We start from the raw sequence: 22,263 nt of genomic DNA, 5'->3' as shown, positions 1-22,263 counted from the left end.
TTATGGATGCTTGTAACAGTCACCGCCAAACGTACCCGGATGGTTTAAGGCCGGCCTATTTGCAGTGCCATCAGGGTAATATCGTCAGATTGCTCGGCTCCGGCAGTAAAGGCAAGGACATCGGTCATGATGGTGCCGATGAGTTCCTGGGCATTACTATAGGCCAGCCCGGTCAAAAGGCCGCACAGGCGTATTTCGCCATAAGCGTTGTAATCTTTGTCCATCGCTTCGCTAATGCCGTCGGTATACAGCAAGAGGCTATCGCCTAAGCTAAGCTGAAGAGTTTGGCTACTAAAGCTGATGCCGTCGATAATGCCCAAGGCCGTACCCGAATCACCCGTCAGCATGGTAACAATGCCATAGCGCGACAAATGCAGCGGCGGGTTATGGCCGCCAAAACTATAGTTCAGGCTATAAGTATCCAGATCCAGAGTGGCCAAAAACAGGGTGACAAACATTGACGCTTCGTTATCGCGGCATAATTCGGGATTGAGTGCCGCCAAAATTTGGTGGGGCTGGGTATATTGTTTGGCGATGGCGCGGATCAGGGTTTTGACCATGACCATAAACAGAGCGGCCGGCACACCCTTATCGGACACGTCGCCAATCACTAACAGTAAGGTTTTATTATCCAGATGGAAAAAATCATAAAAGTCGCCACTGACTTCGCGGGCCGGCTCCATAAAGGCAAACAAGTCAATCGGCTGGCCATCGCTAAAACGCGGGAAGGCTGTCGATAACATGCCCATTTGGATACTATGGGAGAGTTTGAGCGATTCTTGCAAGCGTTCTTGGGCGACCCGCTCGTGGATCAGGTGTACCCTGGCGATCGCCAGGGCGACCTGGGTAGCCAATAAGTTCAGTACCTTAGCTTCAGCGGCACTAAAAGAAACCGCCTCGCGGCTGATGACACTAAGGACACCAAAGGTTTTGTCACGGGTTTTCAGTGGGGCGCATAACATGGCGCTAATATCGCTTAAGACCCCGGCACAGGCTTGGTAACGCGGGTCTTGCCAAACTTCGTTGACAATTTCGGTATTGCCTGAAGCCAAAACTTGCTGGGTGATACCGTCGATACCCAATAATTTTGCTCCAGTCGGGAATAATTCGCCTTGTCCCGCACAGACCGTCAATTGCCCTGCTTCCGTCCCTTCCAGTAGTATGCCCAGATGGATGTCCTGACCGTCAGGCAGAAACCGCCGCGCTTCGGCCAGCGTTAAATGGGCGAGTTCGTCAATGTCCAAACAGGCGGCGATTTTTTCACCCAGCTCATATAACAACGTCAATTCTTTGTATTTACTGAGTGTTTCTTGAGCGAGCAGCTTGCTTTCCAACTCTTTTTGCGCCATATAGCTGACAAAAGCCGCCAATAGCGCCGCATCCTCAGACGAACCGCACACCCAGCCCAAAGGATTACCTTCAACAGTAATGGCATGGCGCTCGCCCGTGTTACTGTCGCCCAGTAAGCAGTCGCCGTTCAGGTCAAGTATCGTTAATGGTTGTTTCCGGTCGGCCAGAAAGTGCTGGATCAGTTTGGCGGCATGGCCTTTCTGGCAAAGGCGTTTCAGTTTGATTTCAGGGTTCATCCGGGCTGTCCAAAAGGGTGAAAAAGGTTCTGTCCAGCCCCAATTCGACCCGCAGACGTTTGATAAGCTGGTGTTCGGTAGCCAGTGTTGCGTCGGCGACCACTAGGTGTGGTTGTAGGCTTACTGCCAAAGCCACACCTTCTTCGACCGTCGCGGCGATACGGACTTGATAGCCGTAGCTTTCCAAACCGACGGCCCAACTGTCCTGTTGGGCATCACCGCCAGAAAACAGCAAGATTTTTTTGCGTGGCGGCACGGTCGCCAAGACTTGCCGCACGGTAGCCAATAAGTCCATCTCTTTAGCGGGTTTGGTCAAATAGTAATCGATCCCCAATTGTTCCGCCAAAAATTTGTCTTCGGCAACGGTATGTAAAATAATCGGGATATGCAGGGTAGCAGGGTTGCTGTGCAGCCGCGCCGCGACAGCAAAACCGTTCAAATGCGGCATTTTGACATCCAGCAAAATCAAATCGGGCTGTTGCCCGGCAATAATCGCCAAGCCTTCACTGCCGCTGCTGGCTTCGCGGACGGCATAGTTTTCGGCACTTAATTCTTGCTGCAAAAATTCACGGATATTAACATCATCATCAATAATTAAAATACTGTAGCTTGGGCTTTGCAAAGGGTCGGCGGTAACTTTAAGCCCGGCTTGCAGTGCCGCCACCAACGCTTGGCGGTTACTCTGCCAAACTAAGCTGATGGCTTCGCCGTCTTGGGTCATTAGGGTGGCATCGGGGTCGTATTGTTGCGGTAACGGCAATGAAAACAAGAACGTGCTGCCCACATCCAGTTCGCTTTCCAGCCATAAATGTCCGCCATGATGTTCGATAATCTCCTTACAGATAGGCAAGCCTAAGCCTGTGCCCTTGGGCTTGTCAGTCAGGGTGTCGCCAACTTGTTTAAACTTTTCAAATACCAGCGGCTGGTCTTCCGGTTTGATGCCGCAGCCGCTGTCGGTGACGCTGACCACTAACTCGCCGTCCTTAAGCTGCGCCCGACAAATCACTTTGCCCCGGTCGGTAAATTTGACGGCATTCGATATCAGGTTGATGACCACTTGGATCAGGCGGTCGCGGTCACCCTCACACAGCGGCAATGCCTCACCGATAGCCTTGCAAAGCTGTACTGGTTTGTTGGCGACCAGTGCCGAAGTGGCAGCAATCGCACGGTCAATAACCTCTTCAACAGAAAGTTCGCGCATATTCCAATCGACCCGACCCGCCTCCATTTTAGCCAAATCTAGCACATCATTAATCAGCGTCGTCAGCCGTTCGCCTTCATCAACGATGATTTGCGCGTTCTCCATCACTTGGCGCATGGCTTTTTGGACTTTTTTGTCTTCACTTTGCGATAAGGGCGGAAACAAGGTACTTTCAAATTTCTTCTGGAGAATACGTGCGAACCCCATGACCGACGTTAAGGGCGTACGCAACTCATGGGAAACCGTGGACAGAAAGTTGGTCTTCATTTGATCCAACTCTTGTAGTTTTTCGTTAGCCCGTTCCAGTTCTTGAGTACGCTCTTTGACTTTGGCTTCTAGGGTGCGGTTATAGTCCGCCAATTTATCTTGTGACCGACGGATTTCATTCGCCATTTCGATAAAAGAATAAGCTAATTGGCCTATTTCGCCTTGGGCTTTGAAACGCACTTTTTGTCCCTGCGCATTTTCGTCCAATAATTCGGTCGCCAATTCAAAATTGCCCCGCGCAAGTTCTTTGACCGATTCGGTCAAACGCATGAGCGGTTTGGATAAAGTGGTGGAAATGACTAGCACGACAGCCGAGCCTATCAAGACAAACACCAAAGCAATCAGAGCCGTGGAGATAATCAGGTCGCGGGTTTTGGTGGCAATATCCGCTTGGGAGCGGGCGATTTCCTTATTCAACTCCTGCATAGTAAAGCCTAGGCGTAAGACCCCCCAGGGTTTGTTGCCGAAATGTATCGGTAAGATAAATTCAGTGACATTGAGGGCAGGGTACTCGACATGCGCCAGATGCTGTTGCGTCAAGGCGTAACGGCTGGCTTCGTCCGTTAAGGTTTCCTGTTGCAGTTCGGGGTGGCTGCTATGGACAAAGGCCACACCATCGTTGTTTGTCAATATCCCGTAGGCCAGTAACGGCGATTCCTTGATGGTGTTGTGCAAATTTTCGGTGATATGGGAAAAATTGAAGGCGGCGACATCATTTTCAACTTGGGTGAGCATCAAATTTGACATGGTGGAACCACGCTCCAGCAAATTGGCCTTCATCAGGTCAACCCGTTTAGACAGCTCATTTTCCAATGACTGTTTTTGCAGCACCAGCTCAATGACAGTCAACGTGACTACCAGCCCGATTATCAGCCCGATCATAGTGGTCAGCAATTGCCAGCGGATGCTGTTGCGGGCACGACGGCGGGTCGCCGCCGTGCGTTCCGTTTTATTGTGGCGCGATAGTTTAGATTCAGGCTGCGGTTTAGCCGATTTTTTTATCGTCGCGGTACGCCTGAACTTTATCATTTAATGGCATTCGAGCAATTGGTTAACCGCATCCAAGGCATCGGCATTGTAACGGGTGTCCAGCTTACCGAGTTGACAGGCATTAAGGGTAATGTGCGAACCAGCAGGAGACTGCACGGTTTCTTTCAGCGGTTCGCGCAACAATATGGCTTGTGCCATATTGGCGGCTTGGCGTCCCATTGTTGGGGTGTCCGCTGCCACTACCAAGCTTGCACCATAGTTCATAAAGGCATCGCTGTAGGTGTAAACTGGTTTTTTATGGCGGCTGCTATAGCTGAAGATAGTTTCGACCGTAACCCGGTCGGCCAACACACCTGGGTCGGCAATCAGCCATAAAATGTCAATTTTATCCAACAGGCTATCCAAATGCTGTGCCAACGGATGCTCGTCGTCCACGGTTTGTTCGACTAGCACCAAGCCAAGTTCCTTGGCTTGCGCCCGCGCTTCGTTGATGCGTTCGGCACTGAAGTGGGGGTCATAAATGACTCCGATACGCGGTAAACCGGGTAAAAGGAAGCGGAGCAGCGACAGCTCTTGAGTCAACGATAACTCATTGGCAATACCGTAGCTGTTGTCGCGCCGCTCAAAACGTTGCCAATTGATGACCGAAGAGAACAGCACGGGCTTACTGCCGCCAAATTGGCTGGCAAGCTGATAGGCTTGTGAGCCGATGCTGTAGATAAGGTCAGGGCTTTCGTCTTTAATCAATTTTTCCAATAATTCAGGATGACCCGATTGCTGTACGTCAAAATTAATGATACGCCCGGCATAAGTCCCGATTTGCAGGGTGAACGCCTCTTTTACTTGCCGGTATTTATTGACGGTGGCATCAGAATTGACAATTAATATTTTCGCCGGGCTTTGGGCCTGGACGGTGTCCGCTAACAGCCCGCATAAAACCCCAAACAATAAGGGAGCGACCGACTTAAGGAGCGGGGTGGACAGGGTTTGCAAAAGGCTAGGATATGACATAGGCATTAGGGTAAGCGCAATTGTTTGACAAGCGAGGTGTCCAAGGCATCAATCCGTTTCCATCCGTCCAGACCCAACATTTTGAGGTTTTTTTCGCCATCGGGTTGTTGCTGCATGGTTTCAATGATCTTCAGTAGCGGCTGTGCATCACTTTGCGATGGTTTGGCGACGGCAGCAATCAACAAAAAGCTTTTTTCGCCACTAGCCAAGGTTTTCAGTTGAGCATGTTGTTTCGGGTTGATCAGCGCCAGTTTATTCAGGCTGTTTTCCGAAGAGAGGGCCGCACTGGCCATGCCGAAACTGACCGCCATCAGCGCATCAATATCTTTAGGGACGCTGAGCAGTTTTATTTTGGGCATCAGTGCCGCATAACTGGCACCAAGCATTTGCTGTAATTGGCTACGCAGATAATCTTCGCTGCCCGCTCCGGCGATAGTCGCCCCCGCTAAGGCCGGGATATTATCGATATCTTTGGCGGTTAAGATTTTCCGCTGTTGCGGTTCGCCTTTCGCTGTGCCGACCAGCTTAGCTTCTAAGGGAGTTTTGGCATTGAGCTGTAGATAATGCCAACTGGATAACAGATAGACCCCCTGGGGCTTGCCTGCCAACATGACTTCAAAGGTATTACGTTCGCTAAACGGTTGAAAACTGTAAGCTCCCTGCTTGGACAAGTAATCGTCAAATTCGGCTTTTAAGGCGGCAAAATTGTCGACACTGCTTTCCGGGTTATAAAAAAACACCGTTTCGGGCGTACCGGCGGGGGCTATGGGGATAGACAGCAATGCCCATAAAACGACCGAAATCCAGGCCCGCCACTGCCGAAAAATAGTTGGATGCTTAATCATCATGGCATTAAAGGATTAATAGCGGACATTGACATGTCCAAAAAAAGCCCGGCCTGCCTGTTGGTAGTCGCCAGGAACGCTGGTCGGGGCGGGGTCAAAATAAGTTTTATCAAGTAAATTGTAGACAGTAAAGCTAACATCCAGCCGTTTGGAGAAAAAGTGCTGACCCAGCATACTCATATCTAAGACGGCGTAACCGGGTACATCAGGGCGGCTGTCACCTACGCCGCGCCCGGTGGCATCTTTTATGAGAACATGACCATACAGGCTCCAATGGCTATTAAAAGCCCAGTTTAACAATAGGTTGGCACGGGCTTTTGGGACATCAGCGACAGCCAGATTGTTTTGGATAGTATGTTGATAGACGATATTGGCGGCAATAAAAGAGCCTTGTAAACTACCGCTGAAATCGTAGCGGTTTTCTAACTCGACCCCTTCCGAAAGCATACTGCCGCTATTGGCATATTGCACAAAGGTCGTCTGTGCGGGCACTTGACTGATCAGCTCGCTGATATGGGTGTGGTAGTAAGTCGCTTGGGCGGTCAGACCCTGCACAGGATGGGTGACGATACCACTTTCAAAGGTTTCCGCCTGTTCTGGGGAGAGGTTCGGGTTCCCTGACAATATCGGATTGTTAATCAAATCCAACTCGCCGAACGCAGGCGCACGGTAGGCTGTGCCGTAGGAAAATTTCAGCGAATAGTCTTTGATAAACTCCCAGTTAAAGCCTAGGCGCGGGTTGAATGTGCCGCCAAAATCATTATACCTGTCGTAGCGTGCGCCTAGGGTCATACGCAAGTTAGGCCAAAGATCCCAAACGTCTTGGGCATAAACGCCCCAACGGGTGCGCTTTCTGGACTTACCATAGGGTAGGGTGGGTTCCAGTTGGCTGGGGTCGCTGCCATTTTCGGCGGTCACGTCGCTTTGTTCGTCTTCGTTATATGACACGCCACTGATGATGGTTTGGTTGGCGCTGAGCTGGTAATTGCCTTGCACCTCGCCGCCATTGCGCATATTTTGTAAGCCAACATGACCAAAGCTATGCGGCGCTAGTTGCAGGAGATTGTCGAAACTAAAACTGTCATGATAGACTTGCGTATCGACGGTGAAACTTTCTGAGAGCCGCCAATTGCGGCTTAGGCGGATAAAGTAATCTTCATAATTCTGCACGGTGCGGTTGCTGAGCGCGAACGCCGCGCCGACAAACGTGCCGGTGCGCTTGCTGATATACCGCCCGTCGAGCTTAAAGCCTTGATAGCCCAATTGCCATTCCATATCATTACGGCCTTCGTTAAGCTGACTTTTGCCGGGAGCCAACGATTCCAAGCCTTGTATGCTCATGCTGTCTTGCGGAACCGGTGAGCCGATGCCGTCCGTATCGGTATGGTTAAAATGCAGCGCCGCCTCAGCAGTGTTGTCATATTGCTTGCCCCAAGAGGCGCGGTATTGTTGGGCACCAAAACTGCCGGCTCCTACCGAGGCATGTAGGCCGTTTAAATCTTTGGCGTTTTGGGTAATGATATTGATGACCGCCATAAACGCGTTTGCACCATACAAGGCGGAACCTGGACCGCGCACGACTTCCACCCGTTTGATGGTGTCGACGGGCAGGTCATCGTAGACCCAAGTGCTGCCGGCATTTTGCAAGTTATGGTCTAAGGGGTGGCCGTTGAGCATAAACAAAACCTTATCGGAGAATAAGGTCTTGACCCCGCGCACTTCGATTTCCCGCACCCCTAGCATAGTCTGGGTAACGCCAAGACCAGGCACTAAACGTAGCACGTCCAATAAGTTGCGGGCTCCGATATGCTGGATGTCGTCTTGGGTGATGACGGAAGTTGTTGCCACCGTCTTGTCAACGCTTTCTTGCAATTTCGATGCAGTGACGACAATGTGCCGTTCGGCGGCGAGAAATTGCAATTCACTTTCCAATTCGGCATCAGAGCCGCCTGCTTGTGCCAATTGCGGCGTACCTAATGCCAAACACAAGCCTATGGCATTGCGCAAGCGTTGCCGACGGCCAATAAGGCCGCTAAAATCCATCAGCTTATGCGGTAATAGTAAGTTCATGTGCCGCCCGGTCATAATGGCTAGGTGTTACTAGAGGTTGTGATGGCTTATCAAACCGTTGCCCGGTAATAATGAGCTGGATTATTTTATTATTTTCTAAAGGCGGATTTTGCAACTGGGTAAAAAACTCAGCAAAAGCCGGATGGCGGCGAATGGCGATAACCAAGCGGTACATTTCAGTCGGATAATGGGTCGGGTATACCAACAGTTGATATTGTATCGTATCTACTTCGATACCAAACAATAGCGAAGGCAATTCTTGGATAATATACTCGGCCAAAGCCCAACAGCGTTGCGTAGTGACGGTTTTGCCGGTAGAACGGATAAAACTGGTCACCAAGGCCAAAATAGTATCCTGCAACAAGGGGTTTTGTTCAAACTCGCTGCGTACCAGCGCGACTTGCCGCCCATATAAATCGGTAACTATTTCAGACCAGCGCACAAAACGTATACGGCGGCTTTGTTCCGGCGGCAGGCAGTCGGCTGCTTGTTGCCAGTGGCTAATTTGCAAATCACTGTCTTGCTGGACTTTTTTGACACAACTACCGCCACTATAACGCTTAAAGGCTTTATAATTGATAACAGCGATTTCGTCAGCGATCAGAATAGGCAAAACTGGTGACGGGCTATGCAACAGCCAAGACAAGATCTTTACCGTCTGTTCCAGCGGCAAGACACGCTTACTGACACTAATGCCGATAAAAGGCCGGTAACGTGGGTTTGCCACAACGCTATGGCTCTCCCCATCCTGTTGCTCGGCAAGGTACGCTTTCATGGGATTAGAGCGCCTCTTGTACGGTTGCGGTAATCACAAACAATTTGGCAAAACCGCTGATGTCAAAGACATCCCGCAATAGGGTGTTGAGGGCGCACAGTTTCACCGAGCCTTGCAAGCTATTAAGGCGTTTGGCAATGACCAAAAAGACCCGCAATGCGGCGCTGCTGATATAGTTGACGGCAGTAAAATCAAATATTAGGCGAATCGCCCCGCCGTCTATCTGCTCCAGACAGTATTGCTCAAGATTTTTGGCATTGGCGGCATCAATACGCCCTGCCAGAGCAATGACCAGAGAGTTGCCCTGAGGTGCCGATGAAATGGTTAGCATAACGTATAGTTTCCTCTATTTTTTAATTAGTTAATCGTTAAATATCAACCGTAGTTCGCACTCTGCACCATCAACGCGGAGTTTGGCCTGGTCGGCCAAACGGTACAGCATATAGCCCGCCATTTCCAATACTGCGTCGGTATCCGAGAGCATATCATCGTGGCTGGGCGGTTGGGTCAGCAGCGCAAAGGGTTTACCAGTGTAGTTTACAATGACGGTAAAAGTATACTCATTAAAGATAGTTTGCAGATGAATTTTATCCGCTTTACCGTCGATTATCTCCAATAATCCGTATTCGGTCAAAATTTCAAAGGCTTGCCAAGTCGCATGTTCGGCTCGGCGGACAATTTCCGGGCGTGCGCCCCAACTTTCACCTTGTTCCTCCAAAAAAGCAATGACTTCATTGAGCGAACTGTGCAAAGGATCAAAGCGGCGTTGTTTATGGGTATGGTTTTTGATTTGGAACACCGCCGACAGCAGCACCGCGACAAAAATGCCCAGACTTACCCCTGAAAATAACAAGGCTTTTAGGGGAATCCACGCATCATGGTGTAAGGGCTTCAATATAGCCTCATAGCTGACCCCAAAAATTAAGCCGATACCCAAGGCCAGAATTTTACGGTTGTCCAATAGCCTTGACGCGACCATTTGCAAACCTGATAAGGCCGTGAACGAGGCCAGAAAAATCAGTGCCGCCCCCATCACAGGCAAGGGCAAAATCTGCCAAAAGACCATCGCTTTGGGCATAAAGGCAATAACCGCCATAATGACCGCCAGCCAATAGGCCAAATAACGGCTAGTGCAGCCTGTGGAAGCCGCCAGACTGACCGCACCGCCACTGGAAGTAAGCGGCAAGCCGTTCAGGAACGAGTTACAGATATTGGTAAGACCTTCGGCGAGGATGCCTTGTTTGACCAATTGCAGGTCAGGGCGTTTCCAGTCGGCATCATTAAAGCGTTGTGCCGCCACCAAGGCGCCAAAACCATGCAGGGCGAGAAATAAGCCCGTGATAATGGCGGGCCATAAGGCTTGGCGGTCAAACGACCAGCCGATATTCATCGGTCTGGGCCAATAAAACAGCGGCGCGTCATAAAAAGTCGCCCAAGCAGACGCGGGTATGGCATCCATCAGCCAACTGCTGATAAAACCTGCCAACAGCCCCAAAAACGCCGAGAATAAGCGTAGCACACCCGACGACCAAACGTTAAAAGCCACCATTGTGCCTAAGGTCAGTGCGCATAAGAGTCCTTGTTGCTGTCCGGCCATACCTGTGCCGGTATCCAACATCTGCTTTAGCGCGTAATGCCCTAAACCTAGACCGATCAACAGCACGGCCAAACCCGCCACCTGCACAGTCAGGACGCTTCTAAGCCGCTGGAACAGCCAAGCAAAAGCCATTTGCGCAGCCCCCACGACCCCGACCATACCAAAAACCGCTTCCAGACCGCTATGGGTCTTGACTAAGAGCAGTCCGGCAAATGTTGATGAGGTTGCCTGCAACGGGCAGAAATAGCCCGAACCTATGCCATAAACTCTTGCGGTTTGCAAGACGACACCGAGTGCCGAAGCCAGTAGGGTCGCCGAAACCAATTGCAGGGATTGTTCGGGATTTAAGCCTAATTCGCGGGCAAATAACGGCGATATGACCAAATACACACCCAAAAAGGACATTTGTTGCAAGGCAAGACCCAACAAAATGCGTAAGGGCGGCTTATCATCAGTACCGTAAATAATCGTGGCGGGGGTACGCATAGGCCTGACCGTTAACGGGGCTTAATCAAAGGACGGGCAAAAAGGCGCTATGGTCAGCACTGGTCGCCCATAAATCACCGTTTTCCAAGTCGAACCACCAGCCATGCAGATGGAGGGTTCCGGCCTCAAGGCGTTCGTTTAACCAAGGATAGGTTTTAAGGTTATCTAAAGACCCCCGGATCGCCGCCCGCTCAACCAGATGCTGATGGTCGCACAAGCCATCCAGATCAAGCTCGCGTACCGCACAGCCGCAGTCATCCTTGGGTTCGGCCAAGGGCCCAAGCACATAACGGTAGCAGCCATCCATAGCGATAGACACCCAATCAGCCAAAAAATCACGCGGGGGTTTGTGGCCTTTTAGGCTTTTGAGCAAAGCTTTAATGCCACCGCAATGGGCATGGCCTAAAATTATGATATGTTCGACCAGCAAATCACGGACAGCATACTCAATGCTCGCCCGCCCTCCATCATATTTGCCTTCCAAAGCATACGGCGGCACCAAGTTGGCGACATGGCGCAACATAAATAAATCGCCTGCCTCCGCATCCATTAGCAAAGCGGGGTCTACCCGTGAATCGCTACAGCAAATGACCAAAATCTTCGGCTGTTGCCCATAATCGATCAGGCGTTTCATTTTGACATCATCAGAGGCATAAGCGCGTTGCTGAAAACTTTTGATGCCTTTGGAAAGTTTGACTAAGGTCGGGTGGATAAACGCTTCCATGTTATAGTGCCAATGTGAAAGGTTATAATGCTTTAAGAAAAGGCCAGTTTGTTACGGCTCCATTCTATGCGAAACAAATCCCTAAATAAAGCCTTTGCTACACAGGCCGTACCAACCTGACAGGAAATGCAGGCTTCGACGGATTGGCCCTGCGGCAGCTGTAAAATTTCTTGCGGGCAGATGAGGTTGCAAACACTGTATATGAGAGGTAATTACGCAGCAGTGTTTGTAATTTTTTAGTTAAGGATAAGTTGTGGCCGTCTTTTTTCACTCAACAGCACACATAAACGTCGGCGACATTAGAATCCATCGTTTTAACCTTATTTACTGCCAAGAACACAATCGTTTTTCAATCCGTTTTTTTGTGTTCTTTGCAGCAAAATAATAGGCTGACAACCTTCAATATAATAGAGGGTTTATAGCTGGGATAAAAGATACGGAAAGCAGATGATTAGATTTGCAAACGGTTTAAGGCTATAAATGCCCATACGCCGGAAAAGTCTGTAACCGGCTGTCTTCCAACGGTTTACCGACAGTAAAATGGTATAGGCTCTGAAAAGCGTCATCTTTAAGCCCTAAAATTTCATGGACGCTGTCATCAAAATAACAGCCTATACCCGTGCCACGGACACCCGCCGCTTCCGCTTCCAGATACAAAACCTGACCAATCAGGCCGCATTCCCAAAACAACTGCCGATAACGCCACGGCTGCTCTTCGATCGTGGCCATAAATTCCGCCACCATCGCCAAACTAAAGGCGCTATCGCTGGCAATTGGCTGGTGGCAAGATAAAGTTTTTGCAATCTGCTTCAAATCGCCGGCATACAGATGATAAAAAGGCAATCCCCCAGGTTGTTTTTGCCAAGTGAATGAGCTTAACATTGCCGCTTGTAAAGCAGGTAATGCCGATTCGTCCCTGAGCAGGGCATATAAACCGGGTGTTAAGCCCTCGACACGATGGACAAAAATAAATAAATGTACTTTCGGCGGCGACTGCCAAAAGCCAAACGTAGCGGTATCGGGCAATACTGCGTTTAACAAGCGGTAAAAATCTGTGATGGGCAGCGGGGGCATTTTACCGTCAAACTGCTGTGCACTGCGCCGTTGCCGAATGAGTCGGGTAGCAAGGTGCTGGCCAGAACTAGGGGACGGCACTACGGGCGCGACCACCGGACGGCTTGACGCTTCGGTGCGGGGCTTGATGGCAGCAGCACTGGCTTGGTCAATCACTGGCCAATGGTATAAATGGTACGCGCCTAAACTCATGGCAGCACCTACCCACACCGCGCTCGGCAATAACGCCATTAATGCCGTATCCGTACAGGCTGCTGGCGTGACGGAGGTAAGGATACGGCACAGCACATCCGGGCTTTCCTGCTCTTTGGCCTTAAAATCCGCCGCCCGATCCAACCCTAGCAATTGGGCAAGGTCGGCATCGGCCAGCCCTGAACATAGCTCTATTTTCCAGCCTAACGTAGCGGCGGCATAACGTAACGCCCCCAACGCGTGACCTATGTCATGCTGGCAATATCTAAATGCCCTCTCACCGTATTTCCACGCCTCCCGCCAATGCACAGATGACAAACCTATCAGCACCTCCCCTTCAGGCAAGGCTTCGGTAAATTGGCAACGCTGCTCCAGATGGTGGTCATAACTGACATAGTGGTATACCCCAGCAGGTACAATGTTGGCATCCGCACAGAGCAAATAAGCTTCGGTAGGATGCAGGTTGCCGCTGGAAGGGTTGCAACGCAAAGACCAACGGTTTGGGCCATATTGCTTCCATGCCGACAAGCCAAAGGCCAATTCCAACAACAGGCCGATATTCGCCAAATCCAACGGCTGTATAGGCACGGTGTCCGGCTTGTCCAAGTCGCTAAACAACACATCCAGTTCGCGCCCAGGCTTAGGTAAAGCCACTATCTGGCAACCGGAAAAATGCCGGAATGGGTCGGGCTGGTCATCCCAATCTAAAGTTTCTGGGCCTTTAGCATAACGCTGTAGGGTGTGCTTAGTGCGGTGATGATAATTTAGTAAGGTTTCAGCTAATGGTGTCATAAAGATTGTCGGGTTGCTTATAGAAATGGTGGACTGGGTTGTTTACCGGGTGTTGACGTTTATCCTTATTTTTCGGGCTTTTTTAAGGTGTTAAGCTGCCCATTTTTGCTGATATGGCCTTATTTTAGAACAGGCCAAGCTTATTGCCCTAAATTCTCATCAAAAATAGTGCCATAAATTATATTAACCCCCACCCATTAATAAATCTCATGCCTCAGTTAACTTGAAATAGCCTAATCTTATTGGAATAATGGCCGGACAGATACGGATGCGCAGATTCATGGTGTATTTGATGGCGGCTTTCGCAGCCGATTTTTGGCATAGCCAAGATATTCAAGGTTTTGCCGATGGCTCATAGGCTATGAAGCGGAAGCGGGTTGTGTAGGCGTTGGCAAATTATTAACACCCATAGGAAACAAGATGGACAGGTTACATTTAATGGCGGTGTTGGTCGCCGTGGCCGAAGAAGAAAGCTTTGCGGGTGGGGCGCGGCGTTTGGCGATGTCCCCTCCGGCCGTAACCCGTGCCGTTGCCATGTTAGAAGAGCGCTTAGGGGTAAAGCTGCTAAACCGGACGACGCGCTATGTACGGGTAACCGAGGCAGGTCAGCGTTATGTGGAAGATGCCCGCCGTATTATTGCCGAAGCGGACGCGGCCGATGAAGCGGCTATGGGGATTAACGGTACGCCTTGCGGACATTTGGCGATTACCGCCCCCGTACTGTTTGGTAAGCTCTATGTCTTGCCTGTCATTGTGGAGTTTTTGCAGAGTTATCCCGGAATTTGTGTGTCGGCGGTATTTCTGGATCGGGTAGTGAATTTATTGGAAGAGGGTTTGGATATTGGGGTGCGTATCGGCGTATTGCCCGATTCTAGCATGAAGGCCTTGCGGGTCGGCTCAGTGCGGCGTGTAGTATGCGCCTCACCCGCGTATTTGGCCCACCATGGCTGCCCTAAAACACCGTTGGAATTGCCTGCACACACCCTTATCTCAGTCGGTACGGCTGTGGAATGGAAGTTCGGCCAGGACCCTGAGGTTTTGACGGTTAAGACCGCTCCCCGGCTTACCGTCACCACCAATGATGCGGCTATTGCGGCGGCAATCCAAGGTTTTGGCATTACCCGCTTGCTGTCCTACCAGTGCGCCCCTTATTTGGCCGCCAATGAATTGGCAACGTTATTAAGCGGCTATGAACCCGCTGCGATGCCTATCCATATCCTACACCGTGAGAGCCGTCATGCAAATGCCAAAGTCAGGGCATTTATTGACTTGCTTGCGGTGCGGCTCAGAACAACCCCGGCTTTACAATAAGGCACGGCAGCCTCCGCTTAACCTTAACCAGCATTTGCCACAAAGGCCACGAAGCCTTTACCAACAAGCCGCTTCGCGTACTCCGTGGCAAATAATCCGATTTTTAAATCAACGGAAATTATGGCTAATTAATCAGTTTCGGCTCTACCATCAGATCGTCAACCCAACAGCCTATCGGGTTGCCCAGATTCATCTCTTTGTCTTCAAAACGTACTAAGAAAACGCTACGTTCCGGCTGTTCTTCGACATGGCCTATCATAGTGATAACGCCGCGCGTACCGGCTTCCGCCAATATTTCGCCTTCCATACCCTCAGGCATTGAACCGTCATCAATAATCGTGGTGGCGGCATAGACAATATCGCCTATATCCAAGTCTTCTACTCTCATGGCATCTCCTCTTTAGTGGCTGGGGATTTTGTAGGAAACCTGACAAAACCCGCTGGATTGTTTGTTTGTAATCTTTTTTACAGGGGCTATAAAAAATATTATTTTATAAAAATCATATTGTTATAAAAATAAAAATAGTCTGGCACATAGGTTGCTTTATGTTCTTACAAGAACGATGCCAACCCTTTCAGGAGACTTGTTGTGATTACCTTAACAGAAAAAGCTATTAACGCTGTCGGTCGCTTTATCGCCAGTTCGGAAACACCCACAGCAGGGCTTCGTATCGAAGTCACTGATGGGGGCTGTTCCGGCTACCAATACGGGCTGAAGCTAGAGACTGAAAATACCCCCGAAGATACCGTGATTGATTGCGGCACAGTCAAGGTGTTTGTCGCCCCCACCAGTATGACGATGCTGGATGGCATGTCCGTGGACTTCCTAGACAGTATAGAAGGTTCCGGTTTCAAATTTATTAACCCCAATGCGGCAAAAAGTTGCGCTTGCGGTTCTTCATTCAACACCAGTGCTAGCGGTACGGGAACCAAAACCTGTTCTTAACCCTTAAGGCAGGTCGGGCAGCGCTGTTTTGCCCACCGGAACCCGACCCAAGGCGGACAAAACAGCGTTGTCCGCCCTACCCAATTCGAGGAATAACACCATGTGGGACTATTCAGACAAAGTAAAAGAACACTTTTTTAACCCTAAAAATGCCGGAGCGGTGGCGGATGCCAATGCCATAGGTGAAGTCGGTTCCATCAGTTGCGGCGATGCCTTGCGCCTGACCTTAAAAGTCGATGATTCGACGGAAGTGATTCTTGATGCCGGTTTCCAAACCTTCGGCTGCGGTTCGGCAATCGCCTCGTCCTCGGTGCTAACCGAAATCGTTAAGGGCATGACGCTGGACGAAGCCTTAAAAGTCACTAACCAAGACATCGCCGACCATCTGGAAGGTCTGCCGCCAGAAAAAATGCACTGTTCGGTCATGGGAAGGGAAGCCTTACAAGCGGCGATCGCCAATTATCGGGGTGAAGAATGGGCGGATGACCATGCGGAAGGCGCGTTAATCTGCAAATGTTTCGCCATCGATGCCGTTATGATTGAGGAAATGGTCTGGGCCAATAAATTGCGTACCGTCCAAGATGTGACTAACTTTACGAAAGCGGGCGGCGGTTGCGCGGCTTGCCATGAAGACATTGAAGCGATTCTGGAAAAAGTCTTGGCGGAAAAAGGCGAGAAATTTGACCCCGAAGCCGCGCCGGTCAGCAAACCGGTAGTCGCCGAGGTCAAAGGCCCGCTGACTAATCTGCAACGCATCAAAAAAATCGAACAAGTGCTGGAATCGTTACGGCCTTCGCTAATGGCCGACGGCGGTGATGTCGAATTGGTCGAAGTGATAGGCAATACCGCCTACGTCAATATGACAGGTGCGTGTAGCGGTTGCCAAATGGCGGCAATGACCATAGCGGGTATCCAACAACGGCTGATGGAAGTGATGGGCGAGTTTATTAAAGTCGTCCCTGCTTCGGAAATGGCCAAACTTGTCAACATAGCAACAGCATAGGACAACTGTCATGACCGATATTTATCTGGACAACAATGCCACCACCAAAGTGGATCATGCTGTGGTTGATGTGATGATCCCTTATTTTCTGGAGCAATACGGCAACCCCTCATCCATCCATAAATTTGCCGACGGTGTGGCGCGTGGCCTTAAACAGGCCCGCCAACAAGTGCAAAACCTGATCGGCTGTGAGCATGATTCGGAAATTATCTTCACGTCTTGCGGCACGGAATCCAATTCCACCGCGATTTTGTCCGCCATTAAAGCCCAACCGAACAAAAAAGAAATCATTACCACCACCGTTGAGCATCCGGCGATTTTAAGCCTGTGCGAAGCACTGGAAAAAGAAGGTTACACCATCCATCGGATGCCTGTGGATAAAGCGGGCCGCCTAAACTTGGAAGCCTACAAAAAACTGTTGTCCGAGCAAGTCGCCATTGTCTCGGTCATGTGGGCCAACAACGAAACGGGAACGCTGTTTCCGGTCGTGGAGATGGCGGAACTGGCTAATGCGGCAGGCGTGATGTTCCATACCGATGCCGTGCAGGCAGTCGGCAAAATCCCGATGATGTTACAGGACACTAAAATCGACATGCTGTCGCTGTCCGGCCATAAACTGCATGCCCCTAAAGGTATTGGCGTATTATATCTGCGCCGTGGCACCCGTTACCGTCCACTGTTACGGGGTGGCCATCAGGAGCGTGGCCGACGGGCGGGTACAGAGAATACCGCCTCTATTGTCGGTTTAGGCAAGGCCTGCGAGCTGGCTTTAGAGCATATCGAATACGAAAATACCCATGTCAAAGCCATGCGTGACCGTTTGGAGCGCGGCATTACCGAACAGATCCCACATTGTTTCGTCACCGGGGATATGAATAACCGATTGCCCAACACCACCGACATTGCTTTTGAGTACATCGAAGGCGAAGCGATTTTGATGTTGCTGAATAAAGCGGGTATTGCCGCTTCCAGCGGCTCGGCCTGTACGTCCGGTTCTTTGGAACCTTCGCACGTTATGCGGGCGATGGATATTCCTTACACAGCCGCTCACGGCACAATACGCTTCTCGTTTTCCCGCTATAATTCCATGCACGAAGTCGACGAAGTGCTGAAAGTCATGCCAGGTGTGGTCGCCACCTTGCGTAAATTGTCACCGTACTGGGATGGTAACGGTCCTGTGGCTAATCCAGAACAGGCGTTTAAGCCGACGTATGCGTAGGTAAGGTAAGGCTAAAGGTGGTTTCCGGTACGATGTTACCGGAAACCACCAGTTGGCAAGTTGTTTGTAAGGTAAGAATTCATTTAAGAATGGGCTGGCCTTATCTATTTGCAGATCCGAAAAGCTTTAAGTGCCAGAGTTCCGCAGAGAGCCTGCAACAGGCTGTCCACTGAGTTTATTTTTGGGTAGGTTACAAAATAAAATCGCTAGCAGATAGGCTGCTTATGCCTGTTAATTGGATAGAAAATTCAGCTTGGCTATCGGCATCGGTGCTGCCTGATAAAGTATGGGTAAGGGCATCAAAATGTAGTTGACCGCTTGCATTGGCACTACTAAAGGCTTGTGAACCTATAAAAGTAAAGCCTTCATTGACGGTAAGGGTAGCTGTTTTGGCATCTATTGCCGACAAGTCGATTTTATCTTGGCCTTTGGTAAAATCTTTAATAATATCGTCAAGATAGATGCTCTCGCTAAGAAATTTGAACGTGTCTGAGCCAGTGCCGCCGACTAACTGGTCATGTCCTGCATCACTTATCAGCAAATCATTACCATCACCTCCCAGCAATTGGTCATCGCCGTAGCCGCCAACGATCTTGTCGTTACCTGAATCCCCTAACAGCAGATCATTATCACTCCCACCTGCTAAGACATCATCGCCGTTGCCACCATAAAGCTTGTCGGCACCCATATCACCGGACAATATGTCATTACCATCCCCACCTGCCAAGCCGTCATTACCGTTGCCGCCATAAAGCTTGTCGAGACCAACCCCACCGATCAACGTATCATTACCCTCACCACCAGACAGAATGTCATCGCCATTATCGCCATAGAGCTTATCAACACCCAATTCTCCTAGTAAAAAATCGTTGTCGCCGCCGCCTGCCAAGACATCATCACCATTACCACCATAAAGCTTGTCGGCTCCCATATCACCGGATAATATGTCATTACCATCCCCACCAGCCAAACCATCGTCACCGTTGCCGCCATAAAGCTTGTCGAGACCAATCCCACCGATCAACGCATCATTACCCTCGCCACCTGACAGTGTATCATCGCCATTATCGCCATAGAGCTTATCAATACCCAATTCTCCTAGTAAAATGTCATTGTTGTCGCCGCCTACCAAGACGTCATCGCCGTTACCACCATAAAGTTTGTCGGCTCCCATATCACCGGACAATATGTCATTACCATCCCCACCAGCCAAGCCATCGTCACCGTTGCCGCCATAGAGCTTGTCAGTACCCAGTCCGCCGACCAAGGCATCATTGCCATCGCCACCTGACAAGGTATCGTCACCATTGTCACCATACAGATAGTCGAGACCTAAGCCACCGATCAGATCATCATTGCCATCCCCGCCGCTTAACCTGTCATCGCCAGTGCCGCCATCCAGATGATCATTGCCTGAACCACCATGATGCTCATCATTGCCATCGTTACCGTGGAAATCCTCATTGCTGCCAATGCTGTCCTGTGTACTATTAGTCGTATAGTAAGTCATTTTGATGCTCCGTTTATTTTAATATTTACGTCTGTTGCAGGCGGTAGTTTCCGCTTATCCGTAGTAAAGCACTAAACATACCAAGTTTATTTTATTTGCAAGCAGTTGTTTTTATTTAAACTATTATTTTATTAACGGATGACAGCAGGATGTGCTGCAATTTCTGTGAGGTAATGCGGTAGCGGGGTAACAATTATTGCAGAGTAGAAAAAACGCCTATTATTGTAGCGTGGAAGCCCATTGCAAATGGCAAAGTAAAGTATAACAGTGGATGCAATACTGAAAAGCTGCGCACTTAGCGTAAGGCCTAAAAACATACCTCTTACCCCCCATAGCCTTTTCACTGAGTAGAAAATAAGGTTATTTCGCCTAAAGAGATTGGTTTGCTTAGGCATGACCTATGCCAGAACACCTTATCACGCTATAATTCCATCCTATAAAACCTTAAGGTAGCTACTATTTAGATTAGCTGGCCAATCCCAAATTCTGGTGATTTTATAGCTTCCTGATGAAGCAAAACTTGCCGAGTGTCCACTAAATTCAACCTAGCCGTAGCGGCACCATAATTAATAACAATTAGACGATGAAAGAAAACTTGTTTACGTTTGAACAAATACACATCGAAGTGGCCCGTAACGCTTCTGACGATTTTAACCTCTTCCACGACAAGCATAAATGGTTGGAGATTACCCATAATCCCTTTAAAGGCCCGATAGTGTTGGGGTTTCAGTTGAACACCCTGATCGAATACCAAATGCGCTTGTACCGTGAAGCGCATCATGAAGATGAGATTATCGCCGACAAACAATTACGTTTCAGTAATTACCAGACCATTTTTGTTAATGCCCTAAGACCTAGGCAAGAAATGTCGTTAGACATTAAAAAAACCCTCATCAGCACTATCCCTAAGCTGACCTTGACCAATCGGGTGAGCATAAAATCGCAAGGCAAAACCATTTTACTGGGTTATAAAAAAGAAACCCAAGAGCCATTGTTTTTGACCGATACTGATTTAAGTGCCTTGCCGGATTTGAATAGCCTACCCGACAAAACCTTTGTACCGGATAGCGAGTTCTTTCTAAAGCGTAAATGGCTGCACAACGGTAACGTCAAAAACTTTTTGTCCGGCTCTTTAGCCGAGCAATCGGATTATTTTGACGAGTTGACCCAGTTTACCCATTATCCGGAAATTTTTCCGTGCAGTTTGACTTCGGGGGTTTTGCTGGAAAAAGCCCGGTTGGAGCGGCATGATTTTAAAGCCAATCCGATGGTGTACACCTCGCACGACATTTCAGTTGACCGTCTGCTGGTCAAGCAATTAAAAAATAATGATAAAGTCCATGTGTTGGTCAAACAGTTACCCGAATCTAAAGACAATACCCTTAACCATACCCGCATCCTCCTGCGCACTTATGAGTGTTTTGGTTTGCTGGAGAACAAAGAGGTGCTGTTTAGGATTAAGCTTAACCTAGTGCCATTGGAAGAAATCATCAAGAATTTAAGCAGCAAAAGCTAAGGCCGTGGGTTACAGGGATTTACCCGCCGTATTCTTACCCAACTTTTCACCACAATCGGGATGTAAACTATGCACACTTTGTTTGAGCCTTTGCAAGTCGGTAGCCTGACGCTACCTAACCGTATCTTGATGGCACCATTAACCCGTTGCCGCGCCGAAGACGAACATATCCCCGGCGAATTGATGGCGACCTATTATAGCCAACGGGCCAGTGCCGGACTGATCATTGCCGAGGCGACCATGACAATGGCGGGTAATTCGTCATTCTGGCATGAGCCGGGCATTTATTCCCCCGCCCAAATTGACGGCTGGCGTAATGTGACCGATACCGTCCATGCCGCTGGCGGGCGGATATTCCTGCAAATTTGGCATGGCGGACGGGCTTGCCATCCCTTATTAAATGCCGGAGCGCAACCGGTCGCACCCAGCGCCATTGCCATTACGGGTGACGAAGTCCACACCCCCGAAGGGAAACAGCCTTATGTGCTGCCACGCGAACTGCATGATGATGAGTTGCCCGCCATCATCGCAGGCTTTAAGCAGGCGGCGCAAAATGCCCAAGCGGCGGGTTTTGACGGGGTTGAAGTACATGGGGCGAACGGTTATTTGCTTGATGAGTTTTTGCGCGACGGGGCGAACAAACGTAGCGGCTCTTATGGTGGCCCACTGGAAAACCGTGCCCGCTTGTTATTGGAAGTACTGGCGCAAGTGTGTGAGGTTTGGGGCAGCGACCGGGTAGGTTTGCGCATTTCCCCGTTGAACAGCTATAACAGCATGATCGACAGTGATCCGGTGGGTTTAGTGACGTGGTTGGCGCAACGTCTGAATGCGTTTGACCTGGCCTATCTGCATGTCATGCGCGGGGATTTTTTCCAACAACAAAGCGGCGATGTCATGACCCCGGTGCGCACCCATTATCAAGGTACGCTGATCGGCAATATGGGCTATGATGCCGCCGAAGCCGCCGCCGCGATTACTGACCGGAAGCTCGATGCCGTGGCGTTTGGCGGAGCTTTCTTGGCGAACCCCGATTTACCGGCCCGCATCCAAGCGGGTGCAGCGTTGAATGCGGCCAACCCCGCGACTTTTTATACACCGGGTGCGCCAGGCTACACCGATTATCCGGCATTAGGCGGTTAAGCCACTAG

General features: G+C 49.9%; 18 protein-coding genes. 6 read left to right on the top strand and 12 right to left on the bottom strand.

Annotated features, from left to right (window positions below):
* Positions 1-44 precede the first annotated feature (44 nt).
* The 10 genes from CEK71_RS08230 to CEK71_RS08185 all read right to left on the bottom strand — a co-directional run bounded on the left by CEK71_RS08230 (position 45) and on the right by CEK71_RS08185 (position 13,610).
* Positions 45-1,586 (bottom strand): PP2C family protein-serine/threonine phosphatase, encoded by a 1,542-nt coding sequence (locus CEK71_RS08230; RefSeq protein ID WP_088618941.1) that lies wholly within the window; start codon positions 1,584-1,586, stop codon positions 45-47.
* On the bottom strand, positions 1,576-4,083 hold the full coding sequence (locus CEK71_RS08225; protein ID WP_088618940.1) for an ATP-binding protein: 2,508 nt from the start codon (positions 4,081-4,083) through the stop codon (positions 1,576-1,578). Before CEK71_RS08225 ends, CEK71_RS08230 begins: the two co-directional genes overlap by 11 nt.
* On the bottom strand, positions 4,084-5,055 hold the full coding sequence (locus CEK71_RS08220; RefSeq protein WP_088621548.1) for an ABC transporter substrate-binding protein: 972 nt from the start codon (positions 5,053-5,055) through the stop codon (positions 4,084-4,086).
* A 5-nt stretch (positions 5,056-5,060) separates the two neighbouring features.
* Complete coding sequence (locus CEK71_RS08215; RefSeq protein WP_088618939.1) at positions 5,061-5,903, bottom strand: PhnD/SsuA/transferrin family substrate-binding protein; 843 nt, start codon at positions 5,901-5,903, stop codon at positions 5,061-5,063.
* Positions 5,904-5,915: 12 nt separating this feature from the next.
* Complete coding sequence (locus CEK71_RS08210) at positions 5,916-7,970, bottom strand: TonB-dependent receptor plug domain-containing protein (protein ID WP_232463786.1); 2,055 nt, start codon at positions 7,968-7,970, stop codon at positions 5,916-5,918.
* Positions 7,948-8,745, bottom strand: a complete 798-nt coding sequence (locus tag CEK71_RS08205; RefSeq protein ID WP_088618938.1) for a tRNA-dependent cyclodipeptide synthase — start codon at positions 8,743-8,745, stop codon at positions 7,948-7,950. Before CEK71_RS08205 ends, CEK71_RS08210 begins: the two co-directional genes overlap by 23 nt.
* Before the next feature lie 4 nt (positions 8,746-8,749).
* Entirely contained in the window at positions 8,750-9,076 is a 327-nt protein-coding gene (locus tag CEK71_RS08200) for an STAS domain-containing protein (RefSeq protein WP_088618937.1), read from the bottom strand.
* A gap of 30 nt (positions 9,077-9,106) precedes the next feature.
* On the bottom strand, positions 9,107-10,828 hold the full coding sequence (locus tag CEK71_RS08195) for a uracil-xanthine permease family protein (protein WP_088618936.1): 1,722 nt from the start codon (positions 10,826-10,828) through the stop codon (positions 9,107-9,109).
* A 25-nt stretch (positions 10,829-10,853) separates the two neighbouring features.
* Positions 10,854-11,552, bottom strand: a complete 699-nt coding sequence (locus tag CEK71_RS08190) for a carbonic anhydrase (RefSeq protein WP_088618935.1) — start codon at positions 11,550-11,552, stop codon at positions 10,854-10,856.
* Between the two features lie 474 nt (positions 11,553-12,026).
* A complete protein-coding gene (locus CEK71_RS08185; RefSeq protein WP_088618934.1) occupies positions 12,027-13,610 on the bottom strand; it encodes a SagB/ThcOx family dehydrogenase in 1,584 nt (527 codons plus the stop codon).
* A gap of 420 nt (positions 13,611-14,030) precedes the next feature.
* Here CEK71_RS08185 and CEK71_RS08180 point away from each other — a divergent pair, with 420 nt between their 5' ends.
* The gene (locus CEK71_RS08180; RefSeq protein WP_088618933.1) at positions 14,031-14,921 is read left to right on the top strand and encodes a LysR family transcriptional regulator; all 891 of its coding nucleotides are present in this window, start codon (positions 14,031-14,033) and stop codon (positions 14,919-14,921) included.
* Positions 14,922-15,045: 124 nt separating this feature from the next.
* Here the strand turns inward: CEK71_RS08180 and CEK71_RS08175 are convergent, their stop codons facing one another.
* Entirely contained in the window at positions 15,046-15,309 is a 264-nt protein-coding gene (locus CEK71_RS08175; protein WP_088618932.1) for a nitrogen fixation protein NifZ, read from the bottom strand.
* Positions 15,310-15,510: 201 nt separating this feature from the next.
* Here CEK71_RS08175 and CEK71_RS08170 point away from each other — a divergent pair, with 201 nt between their 5' ends.
* The 3 genes from CEK71_RS08170 (at position 15,511) to nifS (ending at position 18,089) form a co-directional block, all read left to right on the top strand.
* A complete protein-coding gene (locus CEK71_RS08170) occupies positions 15,511-15,867 on the top strand; it encodes a HesB/IscA family protein (RefSeq protein ID WP_088618931.1) in 357 nt (118 codons plus the stop codon).
* A 100-nt stretch (positions 15,868-15,967) separates the two neighbouring features.
* Positions 15,968-16,870 (top strand): Fe-S cluster assembly protein NifU, encoded by a 903-nt coding sequence (nifU, locus tag CEK71_RS08165; protein ID WP_088618930.1) that lies wholly within the window; start codon positions 15,968-15,970, stop codon positions 16,868-16,870.
* A gap of 10 nt (positions 16,871-16,880) precedes the next feature.
* Positions 16,881-18,089, top strand: a complete 1,209-nt coding sequence (gene nifS / locus CEK71_RS08160; protein WP_088618929.1) for a cysteine desulfurase NifS — start codon at positions 16,881-16,883, stop codon at positions 18,087-18,089.
* Positions 18,090-18,279: 190 nt separating this feature from the next.
* On the opposite strand, the gene CEK71_RS08155 is transcribed toward nifS, so the two are convergent.
* Entirely contained in the window at positions 18,280-19,599 is a 1,320-nt protein-coding gene (locus CEK71_RS08155; protein ID WP_088618928.1) for a calcium-binding protein, read from the bottom strand.
* Positions 19,600-20,182: 583 nt separating this feature from the next.
* Between CEK71_RS08155 and CEK71_RS08150 the strand changes: the two genes are divergently transcribed.
* Positions 20,183-21,115 (top strand): hypothetical protein, encoded by a 933-nt coding sequence (locus CEK71_RS08150; protein ID WP_088618927.1) that lies wholly within the window; start codon positions 20,183-20,185, stop codon positions 21,113-21,115.
* Between the two features lie 69 nt (positions 21,116-21,184).
* Positions 21,185-22,255 (top strand): alkene reductase, encoded by a 1,071-nt coding sequence (locus CEK71_RS08145; protein WP_088618926.1) that lies wholly within the window; start codon positions 21,185-21,187, stop codon positions 22,253-22,255.
* Positions 22,256-22,263 lie beyond the last annotated feature (8 nt).

Origin of the sequence: Methylovulum psychrotolerans, from assembly GCF_002209385.1 — a bacterium.
In the GTDB taxonomy this organism is placed as follows: domain Bacteria; phylum Pseudomonadota; class Gammaproteobacteria; order Methylococcales; family Methylomonadaceae; genus Methylovulum; species Methylovulum psychrotolerans.
This window is presented reverse-complemented; position numbering and strand designations above follow the sequence as displayed.

Coding starts and splice junctions, on each gene's coding strand:
- CEK71_RS08230 (WP_088618941.1), bottom strand. CDS start 1,586: ATGAACCCTGAAATCAAACTGAAACGCCTTTGCCAGAAAGGCCATGCC.
- CEK71_RS08225 (WP_088618940.1), bottom strand. CDS start 4,083: ATGATAAAGTTCAGGCGTACCGCGACGATAAAAAAATCGGCTAAACCG.
- CEK71_RS08220 (WP_088621548.1), bottom strand. CDS start 5,055: ATGTCATATCCTAGCCTTTTGCAAACCCTGTCCACCCCGCTCCTTAAG.
- CEK71_RS08215 (WP_088618939.1), bottom strand. CDS start 5,903: ATGATGATTAAGCATCCAACTATTTTTCGGCAGTGGCGGGCCTGGATT.
- CEK71_RS08210 (WP_232463786.1), bottom strand. CDS start 7,970: ATGAACTTACTATTACCGCATAAGCTGATGGATTTTAGCGGCCTTATT.
- CEK71_RS08205 (WP_088618938.1), bottom strand. CDS start 8,745: ATGAAAGCGTACCTTGCCGAGCAACAGGATGGGGAGAGCCATAGCGTT.
- CEK71_RS08200 (WP_088618937.1), bottom strand. CDS start 9,076: ATGCTAACCATTTCATCGGCACCTCAGGGCAACTCTCTGGTCATTGCT.
- CEK71_RS08195 (WP_088618936.1), bottom strand. CDS start 10,828: ATGCGTACCCCCGCCACGATTATTTACGGTACTGATGATAAGCCGCCC.
- CEK71_RS08190 (WP_088618935.1), bottom strand. CDS start 11,552: ATGGAAGCGTTTATCCACCCGACCTTAGTCAAACTTTCCAAAGGCATC.
- CEK71_RS08185 (WP_088618934.1), bottom strand. CDS start 13,610: ATGACACCATTAGCTGAAACCTTACTAAATTATCATCACCGCACTAAG.
- CEK71_RS08180 (WP_088618933.1), top strand. CDS start 14,031: ATGGACAGGTTACATTTAATGGCGGTGTTGGTCGCCGTGGCCGAAGAA.
- CEK71_RS08175 (WP_088618932.1), bottom strand. CDS start 15,309: ATGAGAGTAGAAGACTTGGATATAGGCGATATTGTCTATGCCGCCACC.
- nifU (WP_088618930.1), top strand. CDS start 15,968: ATGTGGGACTATTCAGACAAAGTAAAAGAACACTTTTTTAACCCTAAA.
- nifS (WP_088618929.1), top strand. CDS start 16,881: ATGACCGATATTTATCTGGACAACAATGCCACCACCAAAGTGGATCAT.
- CEK71_RS08155 (WP_088618928.1), bottom strand. CDS start 19,599: ATGACTTACTATACGACTAATAGTACACAGGACAGCATTGGCAGCAAT.
- CEK71_RS08150 (WP_088618927.1), top strand. CDS start 20,183: ATGAAAGAAAACTTGTTTACGTTTGAACAAATACACATCGAAGTGGCC.
- CEK71_RS08145 (WP_088618926.1), top strand. CDS start 21,185: ATGCACACTTTGTTTGAGCCTTTGCAAGTCGGTAGCCTGACGCTACCT.